The 7,695-nt window shown below is 50.5% G+C and carries 8 protein-coding genes; 1 reads left to right on the top strand and 7 read right to left on the bottom strand.

What is annotated here, in order from left to right; translation table 11 throughout:
• The 6 genes from cimA to Q0231_RS05885 form a co-directional block, all read right to left on the bottom strand.
• Window positions 1-1,251 (bottom strand): citramalate synthase (gene cimA / locus Q0231_RS05910; RefSeq protein ID WP_299346265.1); only part of this gene is annotated, 1,251 nt, incomplete at its 3' end.
• A gap of 2 nt (window positions 1,252-1,253) precedes the next feature.
• Window positions 1,254-1,724 carry a GFA family protein gene (locus Q0231_RS05905; protein WP_299346262.1) on the bottom strand — a complete coding sequence of 157 codons (471 nt, stop codon included), beginning with the start codon at window positions 1,722-1,724 and terminating at the stop codon, window positions 1,254-1,256.
• Window positions 1,724-3,166, bottom strand: a complete 1,443-nt coding sequence (cysS, locus tag Q0231_RS05900) for a cysteine--tRNA ligase (RefSeq protein WP_299346259.1) — start codon at window positions 3,164-3,166, stop codon at window positions 1,724-1,726. The genes Q0231_RS05905 and cysS overlap by 1 nt, the downstream gene beginning before the upstream one ends.
• A gap of 246 nt (window positions 3,167-3,412) precedes the next feature.
• Entirely contained in the window at window positions 3,413-3,775 is a 363-nt protein-coding gene (locus Q0231_RS05895; RefSeq protein ID WP_299346256.1) for a cytochrome c, read from the bottom strand.
• A gap of 135 nt (window positions 3,776-3,910) precedes the next feature.
• Complete coding sequence (locus tag Q0231_RS05890; RefSeq protein WP_269392170.1) at window positions 3,911-4,453, bottom strand: VOC family protein; 543 nt, start codon at window positions 4,451-4,453, stop codon at window positions 3,911-3,913.
• Window positions 4,454-4,531: 78 nt separating this feature from the next.
• The gene (locus Q0231_RS05885) at window positions 4,532-5,536 is read right to left on the bottom strand and encodes a fumarylacetoacetate hydrolase family protein (protein ID WP_299346252.1); all 1,005 of its coding nucleotides are present in this window, start codon (window positions 5,534-5,536) and stop codon (window positions 4,532-4,534) included.
• 138 nt (window positions 5,537-5,674) lie between these two features.
• On the opposite strand from Q0231_RS05885, the gene Q0231_RS05880 reads away from it, so the two are divergent.
• Complete coding sequence (locus tag Q0231_RS05880) at window positions 5,675-6,757, top strand: DUF2865 domain-containing protein (RefSeq protein WP_299346249.1); 1,083 nt, start codon at window positions 5,675-5,677, stop codon at window positions 6,755-6,757.
• Here the strand turns inward: Q0231_RS05880 and Q0231_RS05875 are convergent.
• Window positions 6,702-7,695: glutamate--tRNA ligase family protein (locus tag Q0231_RS05875; RefSeq protein ID WP_299346246.1), on the bottom strand; the 994-nt coding region annotated here is incomplete at its 5' end. The two genes, Q0231_RS05880 and Q0231_RS05875, sit on opposite strands and share 56 nt — an antisense overlap.

The raw sequence follows: 7,695 nt of genomic DNA, 5'->3' as shown, positions 1-7,695 counted from the left end.
ACCACGTGCATTGAAGCGACGTTCAACAGAGGTGCGGAAACTGTCAACGCGGAAGTATTCAGGCACTTGGCCCAGCGTTTTACGTGCCAAAAGGGCAAACGAAGCATCTGCCCCATCATATGAATAGCCGCGCGCTTCGCGTTCCTTGACGGCGCGCAACAGTCCATCCAATCGGGGATCGTTTTTTTCTACTTCGATTCCAAACCGTGCAAGGACCGTAAGCAGGTTTGATTTTCCCGCTTGCTGCGACACCATCACATTGCGTTGGTTGCCCACCGTTTCAGGCTCAATATGCTCGTAGCAGGAAGGGTCTTTTTGCAGGGCGGAGGCATGTATACCCGCTTTTGTGGCAAAAGCGGAAGAACCTACATATGGCGCTTGGCGCGCAGGCGCTCGGTTGAGCAACTCATCAAACCCTCGGGAGACTGTGGTCAATCCCACCAGTTGATCTGGTGAAACGCCGATTTCAATTGTTGAGGCAAATGGCTCTTTTAAGGCCAGCGTTGGGATGACGGAGATTAAGTTTGCATTGCCACAGCGTTCGCCGATGCCGTTTAAAGTGCCTTGAACATGGCGCACACCAGCGCGCACTGCAGACAAAGTGTTGGCAACAGCTTGTTCGGTGTCGTTGTGGGCGTGGATACCAAGGCTTTTGCCCGGCACAACCTTTTGCACCGCTTCAACGATGTTGAAAACCTCGCTGGGCATGGTGCCGCCATTTGTGTCGCACAATACAACCCAGCGCGCGCCTGCTTCAAAGGCGGTTCTCGCGCAGTTCAACGCATATTCAGGGTTGGATTTGTAGCCATCAAAAAAGTGTTCACAATCAACAATCGTTTCGCGCCCGGTTTCAGCGGAAGCGCGAACGGAGCCATCAATTGACTGTAGGTTCTCATCCAAGCTGATGCCCATCGCCAATTCAATTTGGCGGTCCCACGCTTTGGCAACAAAGCAAATGGCCTGCGCTTCGCTCTGCAGTAGGCCCTGCAAACCCGGATCATTGCCAACAGAACGCCCTGCCCGTTTGGTCATGCCAAATGCTGTGAAAACTGCATTTTTAGTGCGTTTTTTGGAAAAGAACTCGGTGTCCACAACATTGGCACCGGGGTAACCGCCTTCAATATAGTCAACGCCCATGCCGTCTAACAATTTGGCAATCGTAATCTTGTCTTCAACAGAAAACTCGATGCCAGCGGTTTGCGCACCGTCGCGCAAGGTCGTGTCAAACAGATAGAGGCGTTCTTTGGTCATAATTACTCTTCTGGCCAAGTGTTTGTGTCGTGGTCGGGGTGTTGGTGGTTTTTTAAGCTTGCTTGTTGTTCTTTGAAATCTGCAGCCTCTTCGACAACAGGCAATTCGTGCAGGGTATCAAAACTCTTGATACGCGCGGCGACGTCTAGTTGTTTATTGGGTGCAACGAGATTTGGATTGTCGAACGCCCCAATGGCGAGCGAAATACCGTCGCCATGCCATTCGTAAGTCAATGGCGTGCCGCAACCTTTACAGAACCCGCGTTTGGCAATGCTTGAGCTCACAAAATAGCTCACTTCTCCGCGCGTCCACGTCACTTTGTCATCTTTAAATGTGGCGAAGGCACCAAAATAGCCGCCGGTTTGCTTTTGGCACATGCGGCAATGACAAATGGAAGACAAGAAATCATCACCACGCGCCTGAAAGCGCACTGCACCGCATTGGCATCCCCCGCTGTGAATTGTCTCGGCCATCAATTCAACTCCCAATTTGTGATCCGGTTGCCCGCATCGTCTTTGCCATCTTTCAGCTTTACGCCCATTTCCGCCAATTCATCACGAATGGCGTCTGCTTCGCCCCATTCTTTTGCGTTCAAATGCTCAAGGCGCGCGGTGATCTTGGCTTCAATCTGATCTGCGTTTTCGTGGGTTGGCTCAGCATTCTGCGCTTCTTCAAAAGCCTTCATGCTGTCAAATGTCACCAAGCCTAGTAATTGTAACGACCCAAACAGGCGTCGTGCATTATGCTCTTTGTCACCACCAGCGTGGCGGTGTAATTCGGCCAAAACGCCGGACATGTTTAAGTCGTTTGCCAAATGTGCTAACAATTTAGAGCACGGACCAAGCGCTTGATATTCTTCGCGGTTTTCTTCTCCAAAGTGCAAGCCCAATTTAAGCATTGTTGATTGCCAACGATTGAGGTTTTTCTCGGCTTCCTCAAGTCGCTTTTTCGTGAAATCGATCGGCTCTCGATGGTTTGTCATCAGCATGGCAAGACGCAACACATCGCCGGGCCATACCCGTCCGCCGAATCTGTCTGTTTCGAGCAAGTCAGCGATGGTGTAGAAATTGCCCAAACTCTTGGACATCTTCTCGCCTTCGATTTGCAAGAACCCATTGTGCATCCACACGTTTGCCATATGGCTTTCGCCGTGGGCGCAACGGGATTGGGCAATTTCGTTTTCGTGGTGGGGGAAGACCAAATCTATGCCACCGCCGTGGATGTCAAAATGCTTGCCGATATAGCGCTCAGACATGGCAGAGCATTCGATATGCCACCCCGGACGGCCCCGACCCCAAGGACTATCCCAGCCGGGTTGGTTCTCGTCCGAAAGCTTCCACAAAACAAAATCACCTGGGTTCTTTTTGTGGGCTTCCACTTCAACCCTTGCGCCTGCTTGCATGTCATCCAGATTGCGGTTGGACAATTTGCCGTAGTCGGGCATTGATGTGACGTCAAACAACACTTCGCCGCCTGCAAGGTAGGCATGGCCCTTTTCGATCAACACTTCTATCAGAGTGATCATTTCAGCAATATTGTCTGTTGCGCGTGGTTCGATGGTTGGGTCCAGATTGCCTAGCGCCAACATGTCTTTGCGGTATTGATTTGCGGTGCGCTCTGTCACTTCGCGAATGGCAGCGTTTAGCTCCATACCGGGATGTTCTTTAACTGCGCGCGCGTTGATCTTATCGTCAACGTCGGTGATGTTGCGCACATAGACCACATGCTCAGCGCCATAAACATGGCGCAACAGGCGATAAAGCACATCAAATACGATGACAGGCCGCGCGTTACCAATGTGGGCATAATCATAGACCGTTGGGCCACACACATACATGCGCACGTTGGTTTCGTCGATTGGGACGAATTTCTCTTTGGTCCGCGTGAGTGTGTTGTAAAGTTGGATATCAGTCATTTGCCTCAACCATAAAGCGTGTTTGCCCGTTGGGCAGCGAGGTCAAATCTGTCTGAAAATGTCAAAGAAAGAACCACGCCGCCAATTTGAAATTAGCGAATAATAATGCAGCCGATAATGCAGATTGCGTTTTGGTTCATCATAGTGCGCGCACTTTGCATGGGGTGTTGAGAAAAATCAAGCCAGAAACAAAAAAACGCCGCCAAAGGCGACGTTTCAGAATTTATCCGTTCTGTAAAAGGAGCCTTAGCCCTTTTTAACCCGGTAGTTATCGTGACAAGCTTTGCAGCTTCCGCCAATTACTGGAACGGCTGCGCCTGCAGTTGAGTCTGCCTCGAGTTTGTCGAGAATGGCGATAAAGTCATCCCACTCTTCCCAAATTTTTGGGCTCGCCTCAGATTTCTCGCTTGTTGAGCCTTCAGGGAACAGCAGTTTTAGCTGTGCAGCCAATGGGGCCACTGCAGCAACATCACCCGCTTTAAGCGCAGCGCCCATGGATTTCATGGCGGACTGGCGTGCTGCAATCGGGTCTTCGTCGGCAACAATTGCGCTGCCAGCAAAAGCAAGCGAAAGACCTGCAACCGCGGCCAATACAATTTTGAACTTCATTATGTACTCCCTATCCCTCAAAATAACGTCACTTAGCATAAGCAGTTGAAATAGATTGCGCCAAGTGCAAATCGTGAGCGGCGAGATCACAGCCGCTCACATGTTTGTGAGGTAAGCGTACAATTGCGGCAAATGCTAGACGTCTTGCAACTCTTTTGCGTGCAACCAATCAGCGTGTTTGGGCGCTTTCTTGGTTTTTGACCATTCTTCAAGCATTTCCCATTTCACGCCATCCAGACGCTTAAGCAACTCTTCTTCTTTTGGATCGGGGCAAGCCAGTTCGACGCGGTGACCATTGGGATCGAAGAAGTAAATTGAGTGGAAGATCGAATGATCAGTTACCCCCAGCACGTCAACACCGTTGGCCTCGAGATGCTCTTTGAATTCGATTAGTGTTTCGCGGTCTTTCACTTTGAACGCAATGTGCTGCACCCAAATTGGTGTGTTTTCATCACGACCCATTTCAGGCTTGGTGGGCAATTCAAAAAAGGCCAACACGTTGCCATTTCCCGCATCCAAAAACAGGTGCATATAGGGGTCCGGCTCATGTGTTGAGGGCACATGGTCTTCGGCAATGGCCAAAACAAAATCCATGTTGAGCATCTTCGTGTACCACTCAACGGTCTCCTTGGCGTCTTTGCAGCGATAGGCGACGTGGTGGATTTGTTCGATCTTCATAATTGCCTCCAAATTAGTTTCATTCGTAACTATATGGATAAAATAGTTTCATTTGTTACTAATTGCAAGAAAAATTGCTTAGGCTTTAATTTGGATGATCTGTTTGATTTCACCTAGCGGTGTTGAGCCATCATCTGCGACGAAACGGATAGCCACTTCGTCCCCTTCTTTTAGGAACGGCGTCACGGCCTTCTCGCTCTTTTGCTTTTCCGCTGTGCGGGCTTCAACAATACATGAAAAGCCGATGCCATCTGATCCAATCGGCAACACCTCATCATGGGTGTTGGCAACCGTGCCGGACCCAAGAATGGTCCCTGCCCCAAGATTGCGGGTGCGAGCTGCTTCTGAAATCAAGCGTGGAAAATCAAACAGCATATCCACTTCTGTTCGTGGCTGCCCCACCAAAACGCTATTGATGCGTGACTGCAATTTACCCGACAGCTTTTTGCCGTCCCAAGCCGCGCCGAATTCGTCTGGCGTTGCTACAATGGGTCCAAAACTCGAAGACGGTTTTGCGTGAAAAAAACCGAAACCGCCCTGCAAATCGTCAGCCACCAAGCGGCGAAGCGAAACATCATTGCAAATGGTAATTAAGCGAATAGCAGAGGCAGCCGCTTCGGCGGTCGCGCCCATTGCAACAGGCCCTAGAATAACGGCGAGTTCAGCTTCAAAATCCACCGCCAAATCATCAGCTGGCACCACAACATCGTCATGTGCGCCAAGAAGTGTATCGGAGCCGCCTTGATACATAATCGGACGATCATCCTGCAACTCTGCATCTTTGGAACCCGTTGCAGAACGCACGCGCTCAAGGTGGCTCATATAGGCGCTGGCATCGATCCATTGAAAGGCCCGTGGCAGCGGAGCCATCGCCATTGAAGCATCGAAGGGTTTTCCGGCGATGTGACCTGCATTCAGTTGATCACTGAGTGCTTGCAAGTCCGGCAACACCTGATCCCACTGATCCAAAGCAGATTGAAGCGTTAACGCGATGGCGCTGGCTTGGGTAAATCTGGTAAGATCTTGGGAAATGATGGCCAGTTGACCGTCAGGGGCGCCATTGCGCAAAGTTGCAAGCTTCATAATTTCTTCTCGATGCAGAATAATTGAGTTAAATTTAATACGGTTTTGAGAAGCTTGTGCCAAGTACATTAAATCATTGCCCTCAAAATGGCAGATTGATGAATTACCGGCAACAATTTGAACACTGTGAGTAGATTCGTGCAGCGCATTCTAGCAATTACCATTGCCCTGGTTATGAGTTTCGGCGGCGTCGAAACCGCATTTGCGCAGGCGGACAGCTGCAACTCGTTGCAACGTAAGATTCGCTCGTATGAACGCAACTCGGATTTTCGCGACGGGCAAGAAAATGACGCAAAAGCACGCGCGGCGCTTTCCGAAATCAAAAAATGGGAAAGTGAATTTGTACGCGGTGGCTGTCAAAAAGTCTTAAACGCTGGCGGACGCCTAAATAGCGCGTGTCGCTCTATCGCCCGCAAGATACAACGCGAAAGAAAAGACTATTCAAATGCCGTCGCTCGGGTCAAAAAAGGCAGCCAAGTGGCCGCGGCCCGCGAAGCTGCGTTGCAGCAATATGCGCGATTTGGTTGTAGCAATCGCTCAAGCGGCTCAGTTAGCCGGACAGAGGCAAAACCAGAACGCAAAACGCTCTTTGAGCGCTTATTCGGCGGCGGTGATGACCGGATCAACGACGGTGATTTTTACGATTTCTCTGTGACCACATATCGTTCGGTCTGCGCGCGAACTTGTGATGGCTACTATTGGCCTGTGAGTTTTTCTACCGTCAAAGACTATCTTTATACGGATGCTGGTGTGTGCGAATCTCAAGCCGGCGTTGGCGAGGTTTCGCTATATTATTACAGCAATCGTGGGGGCACGCCTGACGACATGGTGAATTTAAATGGCCAACGGTATGCCGACAGTCCAAATGCGTTCAAATATCGTCGTGAGTATGATGCGACCTGCAACGTCAAACAAACTGAAGTCTATGGGATCATCCAAGCCGCAGAAGGCGATGATTTTTCACAGGCAGTGATTTCATTTGGCGACATCAGTTTCCCGCTGCCACGGCGCGATCCACGCCAAACGCTAGAAATAAAAGTGGCTGTTGCAAACTATGTGCCTTTACCCCGACCCCGCCCGAAGCGCGATGGCGAAAGCACGAACGTGGCGATTCCCCAGCAAACCAATGGCGACCATCGTGTGGTCACCATTGGTGAAAAACTGGTTAGGCTAGTCGGTCCTGACACGCCTTACGCCCCAGTAGCGGCAGCAGGGTCGTAAGTTCAGGGCCGTGTGATTGACCGGTCAATGCTAAACGCAGTGGCATAAACAGGCCTTTGCCTTTACGCCCGGTTTCTGCTTTGAGTTGATTGGTCCATTCGCCCCACGTGTTTTCATCCCATGGCTCGGCTGGCAATTGCTCGCGCGCCGCATCAATGAATTCACGATCTTCATCTGCAATCACTGATTTGACAGGCCCTTTAACAAGTTCGCTCCATTGCACAATATCGCCGAACTTTTCCAAATTCTCATGCACTGCGTTCCAAAGCGCTTCACCGTCTTCTAGGCCGAGCGCATTCAAACGATCTTTCACGTCATTATAGCTCAAGTGATGCACCATGCGCGCGTTGAACGTATCAAGTTCAGCTGGATCAAACCGCGCGGAGCTGCGTGACACCATTGAAACATCAAATGTTTGTGCCAGCTCTTCAAGTGAGGCATGTGGCGCAACAGGTTGGCTTGTCCCTGTTAGGATTGCAATCAATGCAACGGCTAGGGATTCATCCCCTGATTCACGAAGGTTGGTGATTGATAGAGAGCCTTTGCGCTTTGAAAAGCCCTCGCCTGTTGCGTCGGTTAGCAAATTGTGGTGCCCAAATGTGGGTGCTGTTGCGCCCAACGCCTCGAACAATTCGATTTGTGCGCCTGTATTGGTCACGTGATCTTCGCCACGGATGATGTGGGTCACACCCATTTCAATATCATCCACCACGGATGGCAATGTGTAGAGATAAGTACCGTCTTCGCGAATAAGCACCGGGTCAGACATGGTGTCTGTGTTTACTTTTTGATCGCCGCGCACCACATCATCAAAATGCACTTCCTTGCCCTCAAGCTTGAACCGCCAGTGTGGCTTGCGCCCCTCAGCTTCTAACTTGGCTCTGTCTTCATCGGTCAAATTCAGCGCAGCACGATAATAAATTGGCGGATTGCCTGTT

It is taken from the genome of uncultured Maritalea sp. (assembly GCF_937139385.1).
GTDB classification, from domain to species: domain Bacteria; phylum Pseudomonadota; class Alphaproteobacteria; order Rhizobiales; family Devosiaceae; genus Maritalea; species Maritalea porphyrae_A.
Note: the sequence above shows the minus strand (reverse complement) of the source record. Positions and strands in the feature narration are given on the sequence as shown.